This is a genomic window from Thioalkalivibrio thiocyanodenitrificans ARhD 1 (assembly GCF_000378965.1).
Classification (GTDB): Bacteria; Pseudomonadota; Gammaproteobacteria; order Ectothiorhodospirales; family Ectothiorhodospiraceae; genus Thioalkalivibrio_A; species Thioalkalivibrio_A thiocyanodenitrificans.
Genome location: NZ_KB900536.1, coordinates 3,028,003 through 3,051,401, shown reverse-complemented (window position 1 = coordinate 3,051,401; position 23,399 = coordinate 3,028,003). Strand labels below are relative to the sequence as shown.

General features: G+C 63.2%; 17 protein-coding genes, 1 pseudogene and 1 other annotated feature. Of the genes and pseudogenes, 3 read left to right on the top strand and 15 right to left on the bottom strand.

From position 1 onward, the window contains the following. Positions 1-7 precede the first annotated feature (7 nt). Both THITHI_RS19155 and THITHI_RS0114430 read left to right on the top strand, forming a co-directional pair. Positions 8-769: a hypothetical protein gene (locus THITHI_RS19155; RefSeq protein WP_156820564.1), complete on the top strand. Its 762-nt coding sequence runs from the start codon at positions 8-10 to the stop codon at positions 767-769. 17 nt (positions 770-786) lie between these two features. Further along, on the top strand, positions 787-1,473 hold the full coding sequence (locus THITHI_RS0114430; RefSeq protein WP_156820563.1) for a hypothetical protein: 687 nt from the start codon (positions 787-789) through the stop codon (positions 1,471-1,473). A 152-nt stretch (positions 1,474-1,625) separates the two neighbouring features. On the opposite strand, the pseudogene THITHI_RS21220 reads toward THITHI_RS0114430, so the two are convergent. The 15 genes and pseudogenes from THITHI_RS21220 to THITHI_RS19145 all read right to left on the bottom strand — a co-directional run. Continuing rightward, positions 1,626-1,841: pseudogene (locus THITHI_RS21220) on the bottom strand (transposase); the annotation flags it as partial. A gap of 120 nt (positions 1,842-1,961) precedes the next feature. Continuing rightward, positions 1,962-3,416 (bottom strand): midcut-by-XrtH protein, encoded by a 1,455-nt coding sequence (locus THITHI_RS0114420; protein ID WP_018233816.1) that lies wholly within the window; start codon positions 3,414-3,416, stop codon positions 1,962-1,964. 364 nt (positions 3,417-3,780) lie between these two features. Next, complete coding sequence (locus THITHI_RS0114415; protein ID WP_018233815.1) at positions 3,781-4,527, bottom strand: SAM-dependent methyltransferase; 747 nt, start codon at positions 4,525-4,527, stop codon at positions 3,781-3,783. 775 nt (positions 4,528-5,302) lie between these two features. Next, a complete protein-coding gene (locus THITHI_RS20330) occupies positions 5,303-5,821 on the bottom strand; it encodes a hypothetical protein (RefSeq protein ID WP_083908743.1) in 519 nt (172 codons plus the stop codon). A gap of 300 nt (positions 5,822-6,121) precedes the next feature. Then, positions 6,122-7,350, bottom strand: a protein-coding gene (locus THITHI_RS0114405; protein WP_156820441.1) for an IS3 family transposase whose coding sequence is annotated in 2 segments (ribosomal slippage) — positions 6,122-7,071 and positions 7,071-7,350 — 1,230 coding nt in all. Because the reading frame shifts where the segments join, the coding sequence is not laid out codon by codon here. Then, positions 6,956-7,072, bottom strand: a sequence feature (AL1L pseudoknot). (Overlaps the previous gene by 117 nt.) Next, positions 7,322-8,299, bottom strand: coding sequence for an SIR2 family protein (locus THITHI_RS20325; RefSeq protein ID WP_083908742.1), 978 nt, complete (start codon positions 8,297-8,299; stop codon positions 7,322-7,324). Before THITHI_RS20325 ends, THITHI_RS0114405 begins: the two co-directional genes overlap by 29 nt. Before the next feature lie 1,193 nt (positions 8,300-9,492). After that, entirely contained in the window at positions 9,493-9,786 is a 294-nt protein-coding gene (locus THITHI_RS0114395; RefSeq protein ID WP_018233814.1) for a hypothetical protein, read from the bottom strand. A gap of 334 nt (positions 9,787-10,120) precedes the next feature. Further along, entirely contained in the window at positions 10,121-11,347 is a 1,227-nt protein-coding gene (locus THITHI_RS0114390) for a ribonucleotide-diphosphate reductase subunit beta (protein WP_018233813.1), read from the bottom strand. A 175-nt stretch (positions 11,348-11,522) separates the two neighbouring features. Then, positions 11,523-15,554, bottom strand: a complete 4,032-nt coding sequence (locus THITHI_RS21215; protein WP_018233812.1) for a ribonucleoside-diphosphate reductase subunit alpha — start codon at positions 15,552-15,554, stop codon at positions 11,523-11,525. Positions 15,555-16,238: 684 nt separating this feature from the next. Continuing rightward, positions 16,239-17,150 carry a ZIP family metal transporter gene (locus tag THITHI_RS0114380; RefSeq protein WP_018233811.1) on the bottom strand — a complete coding sequence of 304 codons (912 nt, stop codon included), beginning with the start codon at positions 17,148-17,150 and terminating at the stop codon, positions 16,239-16,241. Between the two features lie 139 nt (positions 17,151-17,289). Then, complete coding sequence (locus THITHI_RS0114375; RefSeq protein WP_083908741.1) at positions 17,290-19,560, bottom strand: putative bifunctional diguanylate cyclase/phosphodiesterase; 2,271 nt, start codon at positions 19,558-19,560, stop codon at positions 17,290-17,292. 37 nt (positions 19,561-19,597) lie between these two features. Next, entirely contained in the window at positions 19,598-19,987 is a 390-nt protein-coding gene (locus THITHI_RS0114370) for a CBS domain-containing protein (protein WP_018233810.1), read from the bottom strand. 34 nt (positions 19,988-20,021) lie between these two features. Then, a complete protein-coding gene (locus THITHI_RS0114365; RefSeq protein ID WP_018233809.1) occupies positions 20,022-20,369 on the bottom strand; it encodes a P-II family nitrogen regulator in 348 nt (115 codons plus the stop codon). Continuing rightward, complete coding sequence (locus THITHI_RS0114360) at positions 20,366-21,877, bottom strand: DUF1538 domain-containing protein (protein WP_018233808.1); 1,512 nt, start codon at positions 21,875-21,877, stop codon at positions 20,366-20,368. The genes THITHI_RS0114365 and THITHI_RS0114360 overlap by 4 nt, the downstream gene beginning before the upstream one ends. Positions 21,878-21,902: 25 nt before the next feature. Beyond that, a complete protein-coding gene (locus THITHI_RS19145) occupies positions 21,903-22,274 on the bottom strand; it encodes a hypothetical protein (RefSeq protein WP_018233807.1) in 372 nt (123 codons plus the stop codon). 204 nt (positions 22,275-22,478) lie between these two features. Here THITHI_RS19145 and nadC point away from each other — a divergent pair, with 204 nt between their 5' ends. After that, positions 22,479-23,348, top strand: coding sequence for a carboxylating nicotinate-nucleotide diphosphorylase (gene nadC, locus THITHI_RS0114350; RefSeq protein WP_033337268.1), 870 nt, complete (start codon positions 22,479-22,481; stop codon positions 23,346-23,348). The last annotated feature ends 51 nt before the right edge of the window (positions 23,349-23,399 follow it).

Sequence of the window (23,399 nt, the reverse complement as noted above, 5' to 3'; positions counted from 1 at the left end):
AACGCCCGTGACCCGAATCTTCCAACCGGCGATGCTCACCAGGGCTCGGGCCATACTCGTCGCACTGCTGTTGGCCGGCTGCATGCTCGCACCGACAACCGTTCAGGCCCAGCAGGTCTGGCCAATACTCGAGTGTGTCGAGCACGACGAAGAAAACAACACGGCCACGGCACACTACGGCTATGTGAGCCTGGAGACCTCGTCCCGGACCATCAACCTGGGCACCAACAATACGTTCATTCCCACTCCGCTCAATCGCGGCCAGCCCACCTTTTTCTCCCCCGGGCAGTTTCTGGGGGTCTTCTCGGCCACATGGGACCTGGATGAACACGACACATTGACCTGGAGCATTCGTGGACGCACGGCGGAGGCCACCGCCGACTCGGAGCCCTGTCCCAACCAGTGCCCGCAACTGGTCGGCTTTGCCGGCCCCGAGGGGCCCGCGGGCGAGCCCGGTCCGCCAGGCCCCGCGGGCGCGGTCGGCCCCCCCGGCCCGACCGGGCAAACAGGCCCTCAGGGCCTTCCGGGTCGCGTGGCCGGCGCCGACTGCCGCCTGGTGCAAGGCACTTCCGGTCAAAACGAAGCCTCTGCTGCGTGCGATGCCGGTGAGCGGGTCATCAGCGGGGGCGGCCGATGTACCGCCAACCCTGGCGAGACCGGTGCGGCGCAACTGGAGGCCAGCCTGCCCGACGGCGACCGCACCTGGACCGCACGCTGCCGCACCGGGCAAGCCACAGCCACTGCCGTCTGCTGCCCGGCCGATCCATGATGGCCGGAGACCTTTTCGTGAACACGCTGCGGGGGCGACAAACATTCGGAACTGGGCTCGTCCTGCTGGCCTGCCTGGCCCTGGCCCCGCCTGCATTCGCGATCGAGGTCTTCGACGATCCGACCGGCGACCTGATCGGACTGGGCCATGGTCCGGATGCAACCGCGCTGCTGGCCGAGGACCAGGGCAACACCCTGCGCCTGTCCATTGAGCTCACCGATCCAGGCATGGCCACTGAAACCGTGGGGCTGATCGAGATCGACACCGGCCAGTCACCGCAGAGCGGGGCCACATCCCGCATATCCCTGTTGTGCCCGAAAGCAACCGGGCTGACGGTCAACCGCACGATAGACCTGTTTGCTCGGCATGGCTCGGCTGTACCCGTCCTGGATGCCGCCGACGACATCATTGGCTATGCGCACTGGGAGCCAACCGACACCGGTTTTTCCGTAACCGTGGACAAGATCTTACTCGGCCTGGATACCGGTCTGATCGGTGTCGCGGCAATCATCGGCTATGCCGACGAAGCTACAGACTGCGTCCCCGACGGCGGCGACATGACGCATGCCGGGATCACCCTGAACACGGCCCCGGACCGTTCCCCCGTAGCCGTGCCAAGCCTGCACCCGGCGGCACTGCTCCTGCTATTCTCGATTCTTGTGATCATCGGTCGCCAGCGACTCCAGCGAGATCGCCGGCAATAGGCGCCGACACGGCCTTCCCGTCCTTCCCGGGGTCAGGTCTCCCATTGCCCATTCCGTTGTTCCTGCCTGAGCGCCGTCTCTAACCGCTGCACCGCTCGGCTGACCGTCATGCGGCCTACCCCGAAATGCGCCGAGATCTCTTTCGTGCTGCAGAGGTTGGCCTCGGGCGTCTCGACCAGGAGGTGATAATGGTTTGTCATCTGGCAAAAGGCATGACAACGCCAACTGAATCTCGCGCACACCTCGCCCAGAGTATCGAGGAACCGAGATCGGTCATCGTCCGAGAAAAAGATACTGCGCCGTTCGTTTTCTCGAGCGGTGACGTGATACAACGCCCCGGCAAATTCGATTCTCAGCGGTCTGGCCATCCCTGGCCTCGCTCGTTTGGTGGTTGTCTCGGCTACGATAATGCCGGGATCAGTGGGTGTGCAATGGGAGACCTGACCCCGTGGATGTTCGTGATCCCCTTTGCCTTCGTTTGCCAGGTGTCAGGGGCTGAACTGCCGAATGCATCTCACCCGGTAAAGTCCCGTTTTGTTGGCGATAGCCTGGATTCCGGAGTCAAAGCTCTGGATCCACCCGAAGCTCACCGGATCAGCCGAAGATTCTGTGGAGCTCCAGTACAGGTCGTTGCCGAATCCGCCGCGGCCGCCCAGATGCAGGCTGGTGTACAGATTGGGGGAGTTGTTGCCGCATCCGGCATCGGTGCCCAGACCGACAAAACGCCCCAGCTCGCAGATGGCGGGAAGATACCAGTCGGTGTAGCCTGCCGCTGCCTGGTTCAGACAAGCCTGTGCAGCGGGATAATCACCCGGGTCGGCACCCAGCACGGCGCTGTTTGCAGAGCCGTCATACAGGCTGTCCGCGTTTGTCTCCGCGAGCGATGTCGACCATTGAGCGCTGTTCTCATCGCTCAATGCCGCCACTTTCCCGCCGATCGAACCGGATGCCGGGGTTGAGTCATCCACGGCGAACAGGTAGCCACCCTCGTAGATACAGCCGTAGCCGAGCACCAGCACGTTCACATCACTCGGCGGTGCGTTATGGCTATGCAGCGAGACAATCCCCGGCACCGGCTCAGTGCCGGGCGCACCGGTGCAGGCATTGGCGGAAACATCATGGCTGGGGCTGGCGCCGGGTGTGATTGTCACGGTGCAGCTTGCGCCAGCGTCCAGCGTGCCGACACAGGTGTTGTTGCTGATTATCGTGCCGGCAGGCAGTCCGGAGACACTTACCTGCAGGTTGACCAACGCGTCGCTGCCGGTGTTGGTGAACACAATCTGGCGTGCATTACCTGGCAGGGGCGGATCCTCGCCCGGGGCGTTCACGGCCAGTGCCAGTGAATTGATGGAGCTCAGCGGGGGAGTCGCTGCAGCCAGATCGCGGCAGACGCTGTCCACGTCCACCCGGCAGCCCGCTCCACTGGGCAACGTCCGGCCGACGTCGCAGGACGCGGGAGGGTCAGGATCCGGCGGCCCCGGCGGCTGGAGGTTGCCGGCCCCACCGGGGAAGCACTGCGCAAACGAGGGCAGTGTGATAGCCGCGATACGCAAGGTGTTGCCGGACTGGTTGACGAAATCGGCCGGCACAAAGCCCACGATGTCGCCGTTGGCCATGACCGTGTCGACGGCGATGGGAAGCGTCTCGCCGCCCGGGTCGGTGAACATCAGCACCACCTGGGCGCGCAGATCGGCGCTCTGCCAGAGCATGCCGGTGGCAAGCCCCACGGAGAGGAGCGCCATCAGGCTCACCCTGTGGCTGCGCCGGTGCAGCACCACAAAGGCACCGGCAAGGAAGGCAACTACCAGCAGGGCCAGGGCCCAGGGATTGTCCACCGGCACGGTGGCCACGGGGGCCGTGGTGATCTCCTGCGCGTTCGCGCTGGATGCGAGCAGCAACAGGATGCCGAAAGCACCGGCGAGGCCCGGATGGCGTGCGGTCATTATGATTTCCCCTTGCCCATTTTATTGTTCTGATGGCCGGACCCTAAGTGATCAACGGACCCCTGTCCACCTCGGCGGCCGAACGCCCGACGCGCTTGGGGCGTCGGAGTCATCCATTGGCCGTGTCAGTCGCGGGAGGCGTGCGTTCAAAACATAACGGGGACCGAGCATGAAGGATTGCAGGGAACAAACATCAATCCCGCCACTTCTCCTGATCGTGGGAGTGATTTCCGCCTCACTCTTTACTATATAAAGCTAGACTTGACCCCTATTGTTCTCCCTACAACGCTAGACTTGACCCCCTATGTCCCCCTATGTCCTGACCCCCTATGTCCACCTTCTGAGTCGCCCGGTAATCCCCTCATCACCGAGGCATCAGCGCGAACGCGCCCCAGCCCAGGTATTCACGCGTGTAAGCTGCGTAGCGCTCGGGTTCAGAGGTCAGTTGGGCTCGAACATCTTTCGCCAACTCGTCGTCGGGATTGGCTTCAAGCCACCGACGCATCGTGAGCCACTTGGCCGCCTCGTACCTGTCCCAACTGTCCTGGTCCGCCAGGACCATTTCAACGACGTCGTAGCCAAGCTGGCCGAAGGATGCGAGAAGTTTCGGAAGCATGAGAAAGTCAGAGATCGAGTTGGCAAGACACCCCTTGGCAACATCTTCCGTCGGCGGTAGCTGCCGCCAGTAGGGCTCGCCGATGAGGATGATCCCCCCGGCGCGCAGGCTCCGCGCCAGAAGCTCGATAGTGCCGGCGACTCCCCCGGCGATCCAGCTCGCACCGACACAGGCCGCAACATCGACCTTCTCGTCAGAGACGTATCCCGCAGCATCGCCATGGATGAACTTGACTTGATCGGCGACGCCGAGTTCTTCCGCACGGAGTTTCGCTTGCTCGGTGAACAGCTGGCTCATGTCGATGCCGGTGCCGATAACGCCGCGATCGCGTGCCCAGGTGCACAGCATTTCCCCCGAACCGCTGCCGAGGTCGAGCACTCGGGCCCCCGCTTCCAGACGCAGCGCCTTGCCGAGCGTGGCGAGCTTTTCGGGTGTGAACGGGTCGTGGATGCGGTGAGCACTTTCAGTGATGTGGAAGATCCGTGGAATATCCAATGCAGGAAATCTCCATTCGGTCACTGCCGTCGCAGTAGGGACGCCGGTTACCCGGCGCCCCCTGCACAGATCCCGGCGTGCGGTTTTCCCGCACCGGGCTCTTCAATCATGCTCACATTCGTAGAAGCAGCAATGCTGCTCATAGATAGTCCCTGCAAGAAGGTTGGCTCGTCGTACTCCGGCCCTACATTGTCCGGCGCGAGTTGCCTTTGCAAGCTACACATGACTGTCACTCCCTTCCCCATGTGATCGGCCCTACCGTCTCCGAGTACTATGGAGTGATCCGACTCCCCATCGGCCTTCAAGCCAGCCTCCCGTTTGTAGCGGTCCGCTGTACTTTACCCTTCCCTTGGAGCCCATGGGGCCTCCCGCGTTCATGACGCATCTCTTGTTACATGCCGCAGCTTGAGAACTCCGCCGGCTCTCTACAGGCTCACCAATGCGCCTGCTTCGTATGGGCTTCACGCGCGTTACAACGCTGGCCAACCGGGACTGTTCATTTCGAAGCGATTCCATCTCTAAGGAGCTACGTCTCCAAACGGCCTGCAACATACCCTGTGTACGCTTCACCTCTCTTGTTCACGCATGCTCCAGTCTTCGTGACCAAGGCACCGTTCCGCCAGAGGCGCAACACTCGGTAATGGTGGGTGGTTCACCCTTACCATGTCGGGACTCTCACCCGACCAGATGCGCCACGCTTTGCGCGGCGCGCTAACGCCAGTGGTAATGAACGCCAACGGAGCGCAGCGTAGTTGGCGTCCCGTTGACCACTTTGTTAAGTCTCTTTTGCCAAAAGCCGCGTGATATGATCAAACGCTGCCAGCTTAGCTTGATCTTCCGTCTTGTAATTTCTTCTGCTGTGCTGAACCAGCGAGTTATTCTGCGAGCTTACAGTGGCTGCCCAGCCCGATCCACGACGATAAACAGTAACCCGAAATCCATCCGCTTTGATCCACGGATTGCACTTAGCAGAAATCTTCCATTTCCGGGAAAGCCACCGCTTCCTCTTGTGGGTGCGGCTTTTCATGGAGGATTCCCTAGTCCGGGCCGCAGCGACATCCCCCTCCATGTGACCTGCGCAGATACAGCCCACTTCTAGAACTTCTGGGTAGTTCGGATGCTCCATGTGATGCACATAACGGATCGTCTGCGACTCACACATGCCACATTCAATTTGTGGCTCGCCGAGATCCTCGATATCGACACACTGCCAACCTTTATGAGGAACGCCCGCCTTGGACCATTTTCCGCGTCCAGCGGCTACGATTTGCTCTTCTCGGCTCTCGGTTGGCATAAGGGCCTCCCTTGCAGCGACTTAACGACCAAGCCCAGCGGCGGCGAAGCCGCCCGACTGGGGCGCCTTGTTAGGTTTCATGCTCAAGATACTCAAAGAAGTCCGGATAGTAATGAACTTCATGAGTCTTTACTCCATTGCGACGGAATAGCTTAATCCATTTTCCTAGCACTTCTTCATTTGGATCCACAATGGTCACATTATTGAGAGTCGTATTCTTGAATTTGGAAAACAGACTTACCGCTAGCGTGTCCGCTGGCGTGAACCGCCCCGGGAATTGCGGAGGCTGGTTGGTTTAAGTCAAGCCGCCATTACGGCCTGACTGGCGAGTTGCCGATAGTAGTTTGCCTCAGCTTCCACCGGCGGAATATACCCCAAGGGCTCCATCAACCTCTGATGATTGAACCAGGACACCCATTCCAGCGTCGCCAGCTCCACCGACTCCCTGGACCTCCAGGGGCCGCGGCGATGGATCAGTTCCGCCTTGTACAGGCCGTTGATGGTCTCGGCCAAGGCATTGTCGTAGCTGTCGCCACGGCTGCCGACCGACGGCTCGATACCGGCTTCGGAAAGTCGCTCCGTGTAGCGAATGCTGACGTATTGCGACCCGCGGTCGGAGTGATGGATCAGGGCATCGTTATGCTCGGGCTGCCGAGCGTAGAGCGCCTGCTCCAGGGCATCGAGCACGAAGTCCGTGGTCATGGTGCAGCTGACGCGCCATCCCACGATGCGCCGTGCGAAGACGTCGACAACGAAGGCCACGTACAGCCATCCCTGCCAGGTCGAAACGTAGGTGAAGTCCGACACCCAGAGCTGGTTGGGGCGCTCGGCCTGGAACTGCCGATTAACCCGATCCAACGGACATGGCGCCGATCGGTCCGCCACGGTGGTGCGAACCGTCTTGCCACGGCGTGCCCCCTGCAAGCCCAGGCGGCGCATGAGCCGCTCCACGCTACAGCGCGCCACGGAAACACCTTCGCGGTTGAGTTGCTTCCAGACCTTGTCGGCGCCGTAGACCTGGAGGTTGGCCTCCCAGACACGCTCAATGTGTGGAACCAGCCGCTCATCGCGCTTGGCCCGGGCACTGCGCAGATCCGGATTGCGCCGCCGGGCCGCATGGCGCCGGTAGGCCGATGGGGCAACCTGCAACACTTTGCAGATCGGCTCGACCCCATAGGCGTCCCGGTGCTGATCGATGTAGGCGTTTACGACTTCAGTTTGCGGTCGAGCTCCGCCTGCGCGAAAAAAGCGCTGGCGGTACGCAGGATCTCATTGGCGCGCCGTAACTCCTTGTTCTCGCGCTCCAGGTCCTTGATGCGCTGCGTCTCGGCCGTGGTCATGCCTGGCCGCGCACCCGCATCAATCTCCGCTCGCCTGACCCACTCCAGCAGCGTCTGTGGCACGCAGCCGATCTTTGGGGCTATCGACTCCACAACCGCCCACAGCGACGGGTACTCCCCACGGTGCTCCTGGACCATCCGCACCGCCCGCTCACGGACCTCAGGTGAAAACTTGTTTGACTTGTTCATGGCTCCATTCTCTCAAGAGTTGGAGCCTCCGCGATACCCGGGGCGGTTCAGGCGGCAACGAATAACCCGCAATAACTATATTCCGGGCCTCATATAAGTACTCATACGCATAGGTCCATAAATAACGAAAGATTGCGATTGACGTTATCGGCTTTTGCGGTAGCGGGGGAATAATTAGAGGTGTTTCCTGTTCCTCGGGAGTACATACGCGGTTATTGATCCACATTTTGTCTATATAGTGGCAATCTTTTGTGTTGTAGGTTGTCGTTTTACTTTCGTCGGTAGTTACAGCACTGTTGAAGAGTTTTGCGTATTCCTCCTCGGAACAACGCCAATTAATTGAGCCATGTAATTTCAGTAATAAGGGGTAACGGTCCGCGAGACGGGTTGGAGATTTCGTAGAACTACTCCAAATATTGTCGAAGTAAACATGTTGTGGAGAATGCCAGTTAAGCAACACGTTATCTATCAGCGTATCGTAGTTGAAAGTAATAATGCGATTTCGCGTTGCCCGCTTCTCAGTGCCTTTTAGGTATTTCTCAAGCCACTTTTCGAGAAGGGATTGATCTCTAGCTCGGGCACGGGACAGTAGATAGGCCGCTAGGTGATTTAGATCGTTCAAATATTCTTCTTTTGTTCTCTTTCCGCGCGTTCGACGAGGGTGAATTGCTGCGATAAACTCATAATCGCTGATTTGTTGCCGAATCAACTCCTCGAGGCCTGTGATTTGAAAGTCTACGTGATGTAAATATTCTTTCTCAACCCGCCTGGCGGCGGCTGCCACCCATTTCGGGCGGGTACGCTGTTGCAGGTCTTTAATGCGCTGACAAAATTGAATATCCAGAGGGGCCACCAACGATTCCGTCTGACCTTGAGTCAGCGCATAACTAGCGCCTGCACCAAGAATGTAGAGGCGGTTAATTTTTCTTCGGTTCGCTTCGGTACGCATCCTTGAAACCTAACAGTCATTTCGGCGACGGTGGTCGCAATGGCAATAGTGCCGCTGCGTCGTAATGCAATAACCAGTGCCGCGTCTTAGCATAGCTGCGCTTTCCAGCCTTTCCGGACAGGGCGCCCGCGATTTCGACAAGGAGATGTCACATGCCTGACACCTCCCCGCCCTTCTGAGCCCGCAGCCATGTTCTTCGACAAGTACCTGAGTCTGCTTGCGAAAACGGCATGCCGAATCGCCGGCAGCGATGCCATGTCAGGCCTGTCGAGGTCTTCAACAAGGTGCGGATAGGCCACAGGATCAGGAGCTTGTCCGAGGCCGACATTGATGACTGCCCCGATGTGTTGGGCTGCGAACGAAGGCCTTCCGGCTGGCAGTTTTCGCAGCGTATTTCGGCGATCCACATCCTTTAGCCGTGACCTGCTGAGAGCACAGCGCAAAAATAGAGCTGTCACCTTTTCCTCTTTTAGGACCTTAACTCCTAGCAACAAACAACCCCCACAGATGAGAAGATAGCGCAATGTATCCCATAACAACCAGAACTATCTTCAATACAAAAAACGCATTCTGCGGCCAAGTCATAAACCGTGGCGCTGTAAGTGATTCTTCGCATTCCACCCCTCTCCGAATTTCGAGATAGCGGTGATATGTTCCCCATATAAGAGTCGCGAGAACATAGTGCATAAGGTCGGCAGCCAAAGCTAACGTGAACATGAGTGCGGGAAGAATTAGGTCTGGCGGCACAACTGAGGCACTCCCGACTTCGACACGAAACACCCATATGAGAGCTATCCCTGCGAATGCAAGGTTCCGCGCGATATCACTGGTCCGCCCAGAGAATTCGTAGTACGTCTCTCTATAATCCTTCAGTTTCATATCCCTAGTCGGTTCTTGCCCTTGCACCTGTACTACCCGTACGATCTTTGTCTTTCTTGGCGCTTGGCGATGATCGCCTATGCGGTTGAACAGGTACGGTCTTGGGGCCTGGTTTCGGCGACTTCTTTGCTGGAGCCGACGGTTTGGAACGGTTGTGGCCCTTTACTGGAACGTTCTTTCTAGCCATGAAACACCCCCTACAAGGGAACCTCTGTTACCAATCGAATAGTCACAAGGATGACGGGTGTCCTCCGACGTTCCCCTCCCATATCTCCCGACTAATTAGCTAACTATCTTGCCGGCTGCTCACCGCATCACCGAAGCGACTTGATAACGAACTCATGGCTACTAACCCGCTTGAGGTGGTAGTCGCGTTCCGCCCCTATGGCAAATGATTCGAACTGATCAATCCCGAATTCCATGCCCTTCGCATGCATGCGCTTCACGAGGTCGCGATCCCTCATGCGATCAAAGGGGCGGGCCGTGCTCGGTTCTTGTGTGTACCAGTAGGTGTAGGTGTTCGAGCCGTGTTGAATCGTGATCTTGTGCGACGGAGTTAATCCTTTGGGCGGCTCTCGAAATTCGGTGGCGACGTCAAATTGAACCATCTCATTCTCCTTGCAGACAGGGGTCAAGGCTGGCAATAGCTAGTAATGAGTGAATACAGGGGAAGCAACACAAAGGGGCGCCCCTCGCGGAGCGCCCCTTAAACCCAAAGCAATCCTTCACCATATCCCTGGCCATTCTGATTCTCGAATCCTCGCTCAGTCTTCCCCCAAGCGACCGTGGGCCTTCCGCAGCGGCGGGCGGCCTTTCCTGCTGAAACGGTTCGACGTGCAGTGCGTCCTTTCGGATCATTCACCCTCTCTGCTCCTCCCCCGAGCCCCCTCCCCGGCTCCTACGTGATCGGGAACCGGAGAGGGGGTGGGGGTGGTTGCACACTCAGTCCCAGCTCAGGGCACCCCCCGTCTGGTATTCGGTGACCCGCGTCTCGAAGAAGTTCTTCTCCTTCTTCAGGTCCAGCACCTCGCTCATCCACGGGAACGGGTTGTCCGCGCCGGGATAGAGTTCGGCCAGGCCGATCTGCGCGCAGCGGCGGTTGGCGATGAAATGCAGGTATTCCTCGAACATGGCGGCGTTCATGCCGAGCACGCCGCGGGGCATGGTGTCGCGCGCGTACTGTGCCTCCAGTTCCACCGCCTCGCGGATCATGTCGGACATCTCCTGCTTGAACGCCGCGCTCCAGAGGTGGGGATTCTCCACCTTGATCTGGTTGATCACGTCGATGCCGAAGTTCATGTGCATGGACTCGTCGCGCAGGATGTACTGGAACTGCTCGGCGACGCCGGTCATCTTGTTGCGCCGGCCCATGGACAGGATCTGCACGAAGCCCACGTAGAAGAAGATGCCCTCGAAGATCACGTAGAAGGCGATCAGCTCGCGCAGCAGGCGCTGGTCGTTCTCGGGCATGCCGGTGTGGAAGTCGGGATCGGCGAGGTAGCGCGTGAACGGCAGGGCCCACTCGGCCTTGCGGGCCACGGAGGGCACCTCCCGGTACATGTTGAAGATCTCGCCCTCGTCCAGGCCCAGGCTCTCCACGCAGTACTGGTAGGCGTGGGTGTGCAGGGCCTCCTCGAAGGCCTGGCGCAGCAGGTACTGGCGGCACTCGGGGTTGGTGATGTGGCGGTAGACGGCCAGCACCAGGTTGTTGGCCACCAGCGAATCGGCGGTGGAGAAGAAGCCCAGGTTGCGCTTGACGATGGTGCGCTCGTCCTCGGTCAGACCGTTGGGGTCCTTCCACAGGGCGATGTCGGCGTTCATGTTGATTTCCTGGGGCATCCAGTGATTGGCGCAGCCGTCCAGGTATTTCTGCCAGGCCCACTGGTACTTGAAGGGGACGAGCTGGTTCAGATCCGCCCGGCAGTTGATGATCTTTTTGTCGTCCACGCGGATGCGCTCGGCGCCCATCTCGATGTCTTCGAGGCCGGTGTTGCCGACGCCCTCGGCCTCCACATCCGCGACCGCCTCGGGATCCGGGTTCACGCTCGGCGCCGCGCCGGCGGTGACCATGAGTGATTCGTTGTCCTGGAAGCCCATTCCCGGGCGGACTGCGGGTTCCTGGACCTTCTTTCCGGTGACGGCGGCGATCGGATCGTCCCATTGAAGCATTTGTTTTATCCCCTTCTCTTGTTCGGTTGTGACTTTGGCGGATTCAGATGGAGCCGCGGCCAACTGGCCAGTCTCAAGCGGCCGGGGGCAGGTAGAACCACCCTCACCCCAACCCTCTCCCTGAGGGAGAGGGGGTTTAAACCTTGAGACTTGCCACTAGCCACTTGCCACTGCCTTACTGGCACGCTTCGCATTCGGGATCCAGAATCGAACACATCTTCGGTGCCTCCGGTGCCGCCGCCTCGGCGCCTTTCACTGCGTTCAGCTTGTTCGCCTTGCTGGCATCGGCCACGGTGCTCTTCTCCACGTGGGTCGCGCCCATGGAGCGCAGGTAGTAGGTGGTCTTGAGGCCGCGGATCCAGGCGAGCTTGTAGAGCACGTCCAGCTTCTTGCCGGAGGGCTCGGCCATGTAGAGGTTCAGGCTCTGGGCCTGGTCGATCCACTTCTGGCGGCGCGAGGCGGCCTCCACCAGCCAGCGGGCGTCCAATTCAAACGCCGTGGCGTAGAGCTGCTTGAGGTCGTCGGGCACCCGGTCGACGGGCTGTACGGAGCCGTCGTAGTACTTGAGGTCGTTGACCATCACCTCGTCCCACAGCCCGCGCGTCTTCAGATCGTTCACCAGGTTCGGGTTGATCACGGTGAACTCGCCGGAGAGGTTCGATTTCACGAACAGGTTCTGGTAGGTGGGCTCGATGGACTGGGCCACGCCGCAGATGTTGGAGATGGTCGCGGTGGGCGCGATGGCCATGGTGTTGGAGTTGCGCATGCCCACCGTCTTGACCCGCTCGCGCAGGCTGTCCCAGTCGAAGGTCACCGAGGTGTCCTGCTGCAGGTACTGGCCGCGGGCCTTCGCCAGCCGCTCAATGGAGTCGATGGGCAGGATGCCCTGGCTCCACAGGCTGCCCTCGAAGGTCTGGTAACGCCCGCGTTCCTCGGCCAGATCCGTGGAGGCCTTGATGGCGTAGTAGGACACCGCCTCCATGGAACGGTCGGCGAACTCCACCGCCTCCTCGGAGGCGTAGGGGGTGCGCTGCTGGTAGAGGGCATCCTGGAAGCCCATGATGCCAAGCCCCACCGGGCGGTGGCGCAGATTGGACCTGCGGGCCTGGGGCACGGAGTAATAGTTGTAGTCGATGACGTTGTCCAGCATGCGCAGGGCCGTGGTGACGGTGCGCTCCAGCTTCTCGAGATTCAGGCCGTTCTCGTCCACATGGGCGGCCAGGTTCACGGAGCCCAGGTTGCACACGGCGATCTCGTCATCGCTGGTGTTGAGGGTGATCTCGGTGCACAGGTTGGAGCTGTGCACCACGCCGATGTGGCTCTGGGGGCTGCGCAGGTTGCACGGGTCCTTGAAGGTCATCCAGGGATGGCCGGTCTCGAACAGCATGGCCAGCATCTTGCGCCACAGATCCACGGCCTTGAGCTTCTTGAAGACCTTGATCTCGCCCCGGGCGGCCTTCTCCTCGTATTCCGTGTAGCGCTGCTCGAAGGCCTCGCCGACGAGATCGTGCAGGTCGGGCACCTCGTTGGGGGAGAACAGCGTCCATTCGCCCTCCTCGGCCACGCGCTTCATGAACAGATCGGGGATCCAGTTGGCGCTGTTCATGTCATGGGTGCGGCGCCGGTCATCGCCCGTGTTCTTGCGCAGCTCGATGAACTCCTCCACGTCGACGTGCCAGGTCTCGAGGTAGGCGCACACGGCGCCCTTTCTCTTGCCGCCGTTGTGGGCGAGGCCGGCGGTGGTCATGTAGGAGGCGTCGCCCTCCACCTTCAGGTCGAACACAAAGGGGGTGACGGGGGCAGGACACACGGCGCGCACACGGGTGAACAGGCAGCCGTTGTACTCGATCCAGTTGCGCTTTCCGATGGGGCGGCAGCCCGCCAGTGCCGCGATCTCCGGTACCGCCGGGATACGCAGATCAAAGGCCCTGCACACACCGTTGAACCGGATCTCGCTGCCGTCGGCGCGGTGCCCGGTGTGATCCTGGCAACGCTCCCGATACTGACCGGCGGTGGGCACGCCGAGGCGCAGCAACTGGTAGCGCAGCCCCTCCACCAGGGCGCGGGAGGTGTTGGTGAAATAGATCTCCTTGCCACGGGAGATGCCGCCGTCGGTCTCCAGCAGCCCGCGCACGAGCGCCAGGGCCTGCGGGCGCGGCAGATGGGCGAAGCGCCGGCTGATGCGCTTGTTGTGGTCGGCGTCGTAGATGTCTTCGGGTTCGAAGGGCAGCGTGCGCGGGCCCGCGCCGGTGATGCGCCCGGTGGTGGCGTCACGCACCACGCCCCGGCCCGATGCCCAGTGGACCTGCCCGTAGGTCTCGCCGCGGCCGGTCTCCCAGTAGTGGATGCCACGCGCTTCCAGGTACTCGCGCACGAAGGCCACGTGTCCATCACGGGAGGGATTGCCGGACACACCCCACTGCATGCCGTCCTTCGACAGGTGCCCGTCACCGAGGAGAATGCCGTACATCCGGGCGTCGTCCGCGGTGAAGCCGGGAACGGCGACAGTCTCGGACGGAATTACCTGAGCCACATAGTCACCCTTGGCCAGTTCTCCCGCGTCCACCCACTCGGGACGAACCTTGCCCTTGCCCAGCCAGGCCAGGGTACGTGCGCAGGACTGCTCCATGGGCACACCGCGGATGGCGTAGAAGGGATGGCCGGCGGTGACGGTCAGCGGCTCGATGGCATGCTTGATATCCAGCGAGACCATCGGATCGGTCTGGTTGTAGGTGTAGCGATCCTGCACCTCGCGGTAGGTGCCGGAGATGCCCAGCACCAGATCGCCCGGGCGCACGTCGCGGATGGGGCGCACGCCGTCGGCGGTGAAGATCAGGGTGTCGGGGGCGAAGCACTGGTTGACGGCCACGGCGGTGTCGTTGGCCACTTTCAGGAACGGCACCACGCCCTGGGACTTGCCGTTGGTGCCCTTGATGTGGGCGCCCATGCCGCGCACGCGGGTCCAGTCGTTGCCGAGACCGCCGGCAAACTTGGAGAGCAGGGCGTTGTCCTTGATGGCGCCGAAGATGCCGTCGAGATCATCGGGCACCGAGGTGAGGTAGCAGCTTGAGAGCTGCGGGCGCAGGGTGCCGGAGTTGAACAGCGTCGGCGTGGAGCTCATGAAGTCGAACGAGCTGAGCAGGTTGTAGAACTCGATGGCGCGCCCTTCCCGGTCGATCTCGTTGATGGCCAGCCCCATGGCCACGCGCATGAAAAAGGCCTGGGGCAGCTCGAAGCGGGTGCCGCCGGAGTGGATGAAGTAGCGGTCGTAGAGGGTCTGGAGGCCCAGATAGGTGAACTGCAGGTCGCGCTCGGGCTTGAGCGCGGCGCCCAGGCGCTCCAGGTCGTAGCGGGTCAGCTCGCCGTCCAGCAGCTCCAGCTCCGCTCCGCGCTTCACGTATGCCTTGAAGTACTCGGCATAGCGCCCGGCCATCTCGGCCTGGGTGGCGGCCTGGGGCATACCGGCGAGGAAGCTCAGGGCCTCGCGGCGCACCGTGTCCATGAGCAGGCGGGCGGTGACCTGGGAGTAGTTGGGCTCCTTCTCGATGAGCACCCGGGCGCTCATGACCAGCGCCGTGCCCACGTCCTTCTCGGCCACGCCGTCGAACAGGTTGCGCCGGGCCTCGTCGAGGATCAGCCGGCCGTCCACGGCCTCGAGCCCCGCGCAGGCCTCGGCCACGACAGCCTCCATGCGGGCCTCGTCCAGGGGCACGCGGGCGCCGTCGGCCCGGGTGACATGGATTACCGGGGTCTCGGCCTTCTTCCCGGGCTTCTTCGTGGCGGCCTCGGCGGCGCGTTTCTGGGCCTGCTGCTCGCGGTAGAGCACGTAGGCGCGGGCCACCTTGTGGTGGCCGCCGCGCATCAGGGCCAGTTCCACCTGGTCCTGGATATCCTCGATGTGCACGGTGGCGGAGGACCCGCCGGCCCGGCGGAACAGGTTGTCGGCCACCTGGGCGGTGAGTTCGTCCACGATGTCGTGGATGCGGCGGCTGGCGGCGGCGTTGCCGCCCTCCACGGCCAGGAAGGCCTTGGTGATGGCCACCTTGATCTTGGCGTCGTCAAAGGCGGTGACCTTGCCGTTGCGTCGGATGACGTGGTGCTGACCGGGTGCGGTGGCCGCCACTTCAGCGGCGGTCACGGCGGATTCTGGGGCGGCGCCTGCGGCGGCCGGCCGGGATTGTTCTTCGATGCTGACGTCCGTTTGCATATGCGTGTGGCCTCGCGGGTGGCAGGTGTCGGGGAGAGGAGAAGGTCCCGGGTCTTGTAAGGCCCGGTGACTAAGAAACACTATAGGACGGGGTTTGGAAAACCGTCAAGCACAAGATCTTGTGTGTAAGGGGGTGCAAGAGATGGGGACAGGCTGTGGATAAGCTGGGCATGAAGGGCCCTGCCCGGCGCAAGGCCGCGCCGCGTCACGGTTTCCCGGAACGAGCCCCGGACAGGGCTGGAGAGGCATCAAATTTTGGGGGCAAACACGATAAAAAACTTTCATGGACAGCGGCCGTCCGCATGGGTCCGCTGCGCTTGACCCATCCTACAGGTCGTCAGGAGATCAGAATCAGCAAGGACGCAGAAAAAGAGAGGGTTCATGAACCGAGGGCAGCACCCGGTCCGCGAAAGGCCCCTTCCCGCTTCCGGCCCGGCAGGTCGGGGTGGGCAAAGCAAATCCCAACACAGGTGGCTTCGGCAACCACCGCCTGTTGGGGTTCACCCCGTTCACCCCAACCTACCCATTCACCTTCCGAAGGCCGTAGTAGGACGGGCAAAGCAAAGCGTGCCCATGCGGACCTCCCGCGCATCCTGCCCCCTCGACTGGCCGCACAGCATGGGTCCGCTGCGCTTGACCCATCCTACTGCCGGGGGTTTGTGCTCCTGACTTCCCATAGGCGCCTCAGTCCAGGGCCACGTCCAGCACCATCATGACGATGAAACCCACCAGTACGCCCAGGGTGGCGTGGCCCTCGTGGCCCTTGCGGTGGGACTCGGGGATGATCTCGTGGCTGATGACGAACAGCATGGCCCCGGCGGCGAAGGCCAGGCCGAAGGGCAGCAGGGGTGCGGCGAGGGTGACCACCGCCGCGCCGAACAGGCCGCCCACGGGCTGCACCAGGCCGGTGAGCAGGGCGACGCCCAGGGCGGTCCAGCGGGAATAACCCAGGGTCAGCATGGCCACGGCCACGACCAGGCCCTCGGGCATGTTCTGCAGGCCGATGCCGATGGTAAGCGCGACGCCGGCGGCCAGGTCGCCGGTGCCGAAGCCCACGCCCACGGCCAGTCCTTCCGGAAAATTGTGCAGGGCGATGGCGAACACGAACAGCCAGATGCGCCGCATCTTCTCCGGGTCCGCGCCGCTCTGGGGGCCGATGATGAAATGCTCATGGGGCACGTAGCGGTGGCAGGCGAGCAGGAACAGGCCGCCCAGGGCGATCCCCGCCCCCACCAGCAGCGCCGCCGAGAGCGTGTGGCCGGTGTACACCGCGGCGGCATCCACTCCGGGCAGCACCAGGGAGAAGGCCGTGGCCGCCAGCATGACGCCGGCGCCGAAGCCCATGAGGGCATCCTCAACCCTGCGCCGGATGCGCGACAGCACCATCACCGGCAGCGCCCCCACGGCGGTGAACAGCCCGGCCGCGAGGCTCGCCAGCAGCCCGAGCTGCACGGTGCCCAGGTCCGCGAGCCGCGCCTGCAGCGCCGCCCAGTGGTTCACCACCGCGAGGATCAGCAGCAGCGCGACGCACAGCGCCAGCAGGGGCAGGACCCAGCCGTGCGAGGCGTTGTCGTCTTCGGTCAGGGGACCAGGCATGAAAGCTCCCACGCAAGAGGCATCAAGGAGCGGCGAAGCACGCGAAGGATTCCTGCCGGACTGGAAATCATGCGGGTGACAAGTCCGCCCGGTGATTCACAGCCAGCACGCTCGGGTCGCTCGCGAGGCATGGAAAGCATCATGCGTTTGGCCTGTGCCCCGTAGGAGCCCGGTCCTCCGGGCGATCCTGTCCAGGCCAAACCCCCATCGCCCGGAGGACCGGGCTCCTACGGGGGGCAGGCCGCCGGGAGATCACGGGTTCGACGCCTCCAGCAAGCGCTCCACGTCCTCGGCGGGCTGAGGACGGGCGAACAGGTAACCCTGGGCCACGTGGCAACCCAGCGCCTTGAGCGCATCGCGCTGCTCGGTGGTTTCCACGCCCTCGGCCACGACCCCCATGTCCAGGCTCCGGGCCAGCGCGATCACTGAGCGGACCAGGTTTTCCGCCACCGGACAGGGTCTGCACGAAACTCTTGTCGATCTTGATGGTGTCCACGGGAAGACGCTGCAGGTAGCTGAGCGAGGCGTAGCCGGTGCCGAAATCGTCCAGGTGCACGGCGATGCCGAGTTCCTTGACCCGGGCAAGGGCCTTGGACACCGCCTCCATGTCCTCGATCACCGCGGTTTCCGTGACCTCCAGCGCCAGCACCATGCGCTCCGCGTCCAGATGATGGCGCATGATGGTCTCGCGGATACGCTCGGCGAAACCCGGGGCCAGCAGCTGGCGCGTGGAAAGGTTCACGCTCATCCTCAGGCGCCAGCCCCGTTCCTGCCAGCGGGCGAGTTGGGCGCAGGCCTGCTCCATCACCCAGTCCCCCAGGGGGCGGATCACGCCGCTGTGCTCGGCCATGGGGATGAAGCGGTCCGGGGACACGGGGCCGAAGCGTCGGTTGTTCCAGCGCAGCAGGGCCTCCACCCCGCGGATCCCGCCGGTGTCCAGGCGCACCACGGGCTGATAGTGAAGCTGCATCTCGCCCCGCTCCAGTGCGCCGAGCAGCTCGTTGTCCAGGGCCTGGTACTCGCGCGCCCGCTGGTCCATCTCCGGGGCGTAGAACACGCAATCCCTCGCGGGGGCCTGGGAACCGCCCTGGTGCAGGGCGACCCCGGCGCATTGGATGAGCCCGTCGGCGGTGTCGGCGTCGTTCGGAAAGACGGCGGCCCCGGCGGCCAGCGTGACGAAATGCGGCGGCGCGTCCGCCTGCAGTTCCAGCTCAAAGGGCGTGAGCAGCTTGCGGGCCACCTCGGCCACGTCCAGACCTTCACGCACGTCGGCCAGCAGCACCGCGAACTCGCCGTTGCCCAGCGCGGCCACCGTGTCGCCCTCGCGCACGTGACCGGCCAGGCGCAGGGCAACGGCCTGCAGCAGGCGGTCGCCCTGCTGGCGGCCCAGGGAGTCGACCACCGCGCGCAGGCCCGGCACCTCCATGGCCAGCACCCCCACGTAACGGCGCTGGTGGCGGGCCCGCAGCAGGGCCTGATCGATGCGTTCCTTCAGCAGATCCCGGTTGGCGAGCCCGGTGAGGACATCAAAACGGCTGGCCCAGTCCAGCGCCGTGGCCTGGGCGATGAGCGTCATGCCCAGCCCCGTGTCCGCCGCGATCTCGGTGAGCAGGCGCAGTTCGTCGTCGTCGAACACCGGGCCGCCCCGGTCCCCCGCCTCCCGGGTGAACAGGCCGATGGCGCCCAGCAACCGCATATTCGTGAGGATGGGCACCACCGCCAGGGCACGATACCCGTGGGCCGAGGCCCGGGCGTGGCACTTGTCCACAGGGGACCTCTCCGCGAGGTCGTTGATGACGAAGGGACGGCCGCGGGTCAGGTCCGCCGCCATGGCATGGGCCTCCGGATGATCAGGGTCCACGTGCAGCGCGAGACCGTCCAGGCAGTCCAGGCCCGCCCCGGCGCTGGCCACGGGGCGCAGCACGGACTGGTCGGCATCCACCAGCCCGACCCAGGCCAGGGGGAAACCGCCCTTGTCCACGGCGATGCGGGCGACCTCGTCGAGCAGCGCGTCCTGATCGTCGCCCCGCAGAATGGCGCCGTTGATGGCGCTGAGCATGGTGTAGACGCGGTTCAGACGGGTGATGTGGCGGTCGCGTTCCGTTAGCGCCTCGTTGGCCGCGGCGATCCGCCGGGTCTGCCAGAAGATCAGCCCGTAGAGCAGCGCGCCGGTGACGGCGACGTAGGCCCAGCCCTTGAACGTCTGCACCCAGGTGAACACCCGGGGATCGTCCACCAGGGCGATGACGACGCGGTCGGACAGGGCGATGTATGTGAAACCCAGGACAAGGTAAAGGGCGACGATGCGCAGGGCGATGCGTCTGGCCAGACGATGGAATGATGGACTTCTGCTTCCTGCCACGACCTCGCCCACCGGTTGCCCGCCCGATGCCACGGGCGGGCGTTTCATGTTCGGCCGGGTGCGCCGTGCGACGGCGCGCGGCCGGCTACTCCTCCACCATCGCGAGCACCGCCGTGACGATGTCGTTCATGGTCACGATGCCTTCCAGTTCGTTGTTGCGCAGCACCACCAGGCGGCGGTAGTCCTCGTTGACCATCAGCCGGGCCACGTGCTTGACGTCCATCCCGCTGAACACGGAGATCACCGGCTTGGAGGCGACGTCGTAGACATTGATCAGGTCGATGTCGCCTTCCTCCGCCACGATGGTACGCAGGATGGTGGTGTAGGTGATGATGCCCCAGGCGTCGTGCTCGCCCTGTTTCTCCACCACCAGCGACTTCACGCCGCGTGCCTTCATCTGCCGCATGGCCTCGCGGATGGTGGCGAACGGCGAGATGGTCGCCACATCGGTCTTCATGATGTCTTTGACCAGCATGTCTTCTCCCGGGGGATGCAGGATGGGTGGAGGGTCAGATGTCGTCCTTGATGCGCTCCTCGAAGCGCTCGATCTGCCCCACGTCGATACCGGCGATATGCTCCAGCGGAATGGTAAACACCACGCCCTTGCTGGTGGAGGCGAGATCCAGGTCCCGGGTGATGCGCTTGAGCACCGAGACCGAGAGCTTCTTCTCCAGCACGAAGACCAGCACCGACTGGCTGCCTTCATAGGTCAGGCCGAAGAAGGTCTTCTTCTCCTCGCTGCCGATGCCCCGGGCATCCAGGATGGTGACGCCACCGGCGCCGGCCTGCTTCGCCGCGTCGATGGCCTTCTCTTCAAGTTCCTCGGCCAGGATGGCCACCAGTACCGCGAATTTCATGTCTCGACTCCTTTGAGCCGTGCATAGGCTTCCACGAAAATAGCATAGAGCATGACCGTGATGATCGGAAAGATGGATGCGAAGGCGATCAGGCCGAATCCGTCGATGAGCACGTTGCGCCCCTCGATGTGGGTGGCGAGCCCGATGCCCAGCGCCGTGACCAGGGGCACCGTTACCTCCGAGGTGGTCACGCCGCCCAGGTCGTAGGCCAGCGCCACGATGTAGCGGGGCGACAGCCAGGTGAGCAGAATCACCACCGTATAGCCGCCCATGATGTAGTAGTGGATGGAATCCCCGCTGATGATACGGTGCACGCCGATGGTGATGCCGATGGCCACGCCCAGGGCCACCAGGATGCGGATCAGGTTGCCGTCGAGCCTGCCCTTGCCCGCCTCCTCGGCCTTCTGGCCGATGGCGATCAGCGCGGGTTCGGCCATGGTGGTGGCAAAGCCGATGGTGAAGGCAAACAGGTAGACGAAGAAGATCATCTCCAGACCGATGAGCTGCTCGGCCATGCTCCGCCCGATGGGGAAGAGCCCCAGCTTCAGGCCCACCACGAAGGCGTACAGGCCCACGATCACCAGCACGAACCCGCCCATGACCTTATGGATGTGCGCAATGGGCTTGCGGATCACCAGGTACTGGAAGAACAGCACCACGGCGATGATGGGCAGCACGTCGCGGAACATGACCAGCAGATCGGTGAGCATGCCCAGCAGCAGGCTCCCGGCGGCGGGAGTGACCACCTCGTCCACGCCCGGATCCATCAGCGCGCCGTTGGCCTCCACGCTTCCCGCCTCGCCGAAGCTGTAGACGGCAATGCCGTAGAGCTGCACCGAGATCATGGGCACCATCACCGCCAGCCCCACCAGCCCGAAACCGTGTGTCAGCGCGTTGCGCCCGCGCAGGGAGACCGCAAGGCCGATGCCCAGCGCGGCGATCAGGGGCACGGTGACGATATTGGTGGTCACGCCGCCCGAGTCGTAGGCAAGCCCGACGATCTCCTCGGGGGCGAAAAAGGTGACCGCCACCACCAGGATGTAACCGATGATCATGTACCAGTGCAGGCTGTGGCCGAGGATGATGCGCACCACGCCCAGCGCCACCACCACGCCCACCGAGGCGGCCACCAGCAGGCGCAGGGTGAGACCGTTGACGCGTCCCTCGCTGATGATCTCCGCCTGGTCTGCCACGGCAATGAGGGCGGGCTCCGCGATCACCGCGGAGAACCCGAGGCAGAAGCCGAAGATCATCAGCAGGGACAGCGAACCCTTCTTGGCGAAATCGTTGGAAAGGTTCTTGCCGATGGGGAAGATGCCCAACTCCAGCCCCTGCAGGAACAGGGCCACGCCCAGGACCACGACCAGCAGGCCGATGGCCATGGGGAGCAGGTCGTCGGGCACCTGCTGCATGACGGCGAACTGAAAGAACGCCACCACCACGATAATGGGCAGCAGATTCCGGAAGGAATGCTTGAGGATCCCGAGGAATTCTCTGAGTTGGTCCAAGTGTCGTCGGCCGGTCTGGTTCGGGTTATGCGCCGGGATCGGGGGTGCGCCGCCGAATCGCGTCTCGCACCAAGTCCAGGTCGATGCCGCCGGACCGGTTCACGGCCAGGCAGAAGGCGAGCCCCTTGAAAGGCTTGAGCAACTCCAGCTCGCAATTCAGGCGTTCCGCCATGCGCTCGGCCGAGTCGCCATCGAGCACGCAGGCCAGGATGCTCTCCGCACCACGGTAGGTGATGCCGAAAAAGGTCATGTGCTCCGGAAAACCGATGCCGCGGCCTGCCAGGATGGTCACGCCCTGCGCGCCTTCCTCGCGCAGGATGTCCCGCGCGCGCTCCTCCAGCTCGTCCGCCACCACTGCAACCAGCAGCTTGCCCTTTGACCGACCGTGTTCCTTCATCACCGGTTCGCCTTGCCCGTGCACTGAGTCAGACCATAGCATACCGGGTGTGACAGACAGCATGGCCATCCCGGACCCTGACGCGGTTGCCCGGCAGTTGCGACTCGTGCCCGGAGCACATGCAAGGAATCCGATGGAATCCAGAGGCCCCTGAACCCCGTTGCAGCCCGCAGGACGGCCATGCGGCAGGATCCGGATACGCACATGACAGAATCCGATACACAAGAGCGCCCGATCGCGATGCCCCCCGACGAACTGGTTCGAGAATCCGTCCGGCTTGCCCTGACCGAGGACATCGGCAGCGGCGACGTGACCGCCGCCCTGATCCCGGAGGATGCCATCGCCCATGGCCACGTGATTGCCCGGCAAGCGGCGGTGGTGTGCGGCAGCGACTGGTTCGACGAGGTCTTCGCGCAGATCGACATGCGCGTGACCGTGGCCTGGCATGTGCAGGACGGCGACCGGGTGGACGCGGACACGCGGCTGTGCGCCCTGCGCGGACCGGCGCGCGCGCTGCTCACCGGGGAGCGCACGGCGCTCAACTTCATGCAGCTCCTGTCGGGCACCGCCACCGCGACGCGCGCCTACGTGGACGCGGTGGCCGGCACCGGCACCCGCATCCTGGATACCCGCAAGACCCTGCCCGGCCTGCGCGTGGCGCAGAAGTACGCCGTGGCCCGCGGTGGCGGGCGGAACCACCGCATGGGGCTCTACGACGCCGTGCTGATCAAGGAGAACCACATCATGGCCGCCGGCACCATCACCACCGCCGTGACCGCCGCCCGCGCCCTGGCCCCCGGCCTGATGCTGGAGGTGGAAACGGAAACCCTGGAACAGGTGGACGAGGCGCTGGCCGCCGGGGTGGACGTGATCATGCTGGACAACTTCGCACTCGACGCCATGCGCGAGGCGGTCGAGCGCGTGGCCGGCAGGGTGAAGCTGGAGGCCTCCGGCAACGTGAACCTTCAGACGGTGCGCGCGATCGCCGAAACCGGGGTGGATTTCATCTCCGTCGGGTCGATCACCAAGGATGTTGCCGCCATTGATCTTTCCATGCGTTTCGACAATCCGTAGGGCGGATAAGCAAAGCGCATCCGCCATCCCCGTGGGCCCGGCGCGCCGGAT

Excerpts from the sequence above, each read along its gene's own strand:
- THITHI_RS0114420 (WP_018233816.1), bottom strand. The coding sequence starts at position 3,416 with ATGACCGCACGCCATCCGGGCCTCGCCGGTGCTTTCGGCATCCTGTTG.
- THITHI_RS20330 (WP_083908743.1), bottom strand. The coding sequence starts at position 5,821 with ATGCCAACCGAGAGCCGAGAAGAGCAAATCGTAGCCGCTGGACGCGGA.
- THITHI_RS20325 (WP_083908742.1), bottom strand. The coding sequence starts at position 8,299 with ATGCGTACCGAAGCGAACCGAAGAAAAATTAACCGCCTCTACATTCTT.
- THITHI_RS0114395 (WP_018233814.1), bottom strand. The coding sequence starts at position 9,786 with ATGGTTCAATTTGACGTCGCCACCGAATTTCGAGAGCCGCCCAAAGGA.
- THITHI_RS0114390 (WP_018233813.1), bottom strand. The coding sequence starts at position 11,347 with ATGCTTCAATGGGACGATCCGATCGCCGCCGTCACCGGAAAGAAGGTC.
- THITHI_RS21215 (WP_018233812.1), bottom strand. The coding sequence starts at position 15,554 with ATGCAAACGGACGTCAGCATCGAAGAACAATCCCGGCCGGCCGCCGCA.
- THITHI_RS0114380 (WP_018233811.1), bottom strand. The coding sequence starts at position 17,150 with ATGCCTGGTCCCCTGACCGAAGACGACAACGCCTCGCACGGCTGGGTC.
- THITHI_RS0114375 (WP_083908741.1), bottom strand. The coding sequence starts at position 19,560 with ATGAAACGCCCGCCCGTGGCATCGGGCGGGCAACCGGTGGGCGAGGTC.
- THITHI_RS0114370 (WP_018233810.1), bottom strand. The coding sequence starts at position 19,987 with ATGCTGGTCAAAGACATCATGAAGACCGATGTGGCGACCATCTCGCCG.
- THITHI_RS0114365 (WP_018233809.1), bottom strand. The coding sequence starts at position 20,369 with ATGAAATTCGCGGTACTGGTGGCCATCCTGGCCGAGGAACTTGAAGAG.
- THITHI_RS19145 (WP_018233807.1), bottom strand. The coding sequence starts at position 22,274 with ATGAAGGAACACGGTCGGTCAAAGGGCAAGCTGCTGGTTGCAGTGGTG.
- nadC (WP_033337268.1), top strand. The coding sequence starts at position 22,479 with ATGACAGAATCCGATACACAAGAGCGCCCGATCGCGATGCCCCCCGAC.